1 protein-coding gene is annotated in these 451 nt (G+C 58.1%); it reads right to left on the bottom strand.

Translation table 11 applies throughout. The annotated features are described in order from the left end of the window. The coding region (locus tag JV201_RS05965) for a glycine zipper 2TM domain-containing protein (protein WP_257903293.1) at window positions 1-318 on the bottom strand (318 nt) is incomplete at its 3' end. Window positions 319-451: the final 133 nt, after the last annotated feature.

Here is a 451-nt window from a genome sequence, read left to right as displayed (position 1 = left end):
GGTCAGGCCTTCTTCAGCGGCCGAACCGAGCAAGCCACCGGCAACCGCACCGATAACGCCAGTGACGATACTGCCACGGCCACCGCCGATAGCGCTGCCGCCAACACCGCCAACCACTGCGCCAGCAACGCCGCCGATTGGGGTCTTGGTGCCTTCGATTTTTACCGGACGCAGGGATTCAATGGTGCCCATCCGAACGGTCTGCACGCGACGTGCTTCGTCACGGGAGTACGAGTCGCCGGTCAGACTCGAGGCGCAGCCACCCAGCAGCAACGACAAGGTGGTAAAGCAGGCAACCAGTAAAACAGACTTACGCATAGCATCAACTCCAAAGGACAGGTATCCATTAAACCGCTGTGGCTTGCTGCCTGTCACGGCATGCCGGGCAGAAAATTGTTTTCATTCAGCCTTAGTACAGAGAACCTGTACCGAAAAACTCGACGAACGGTAG

This window comes from Pseudomonas sp. Colony2, from assembly GCF_019382755.1.
In the GTDB taxonomy this organism is placed as follows: Bacteria; Pseudomonadota; Gammaproteobacteria; order Pseudomonadales; family Pseudomonadaceae; genus Aquipseudomonas.
This window is presented reverse-complemented; position numbering and strand designations above follow the sequence as displayed.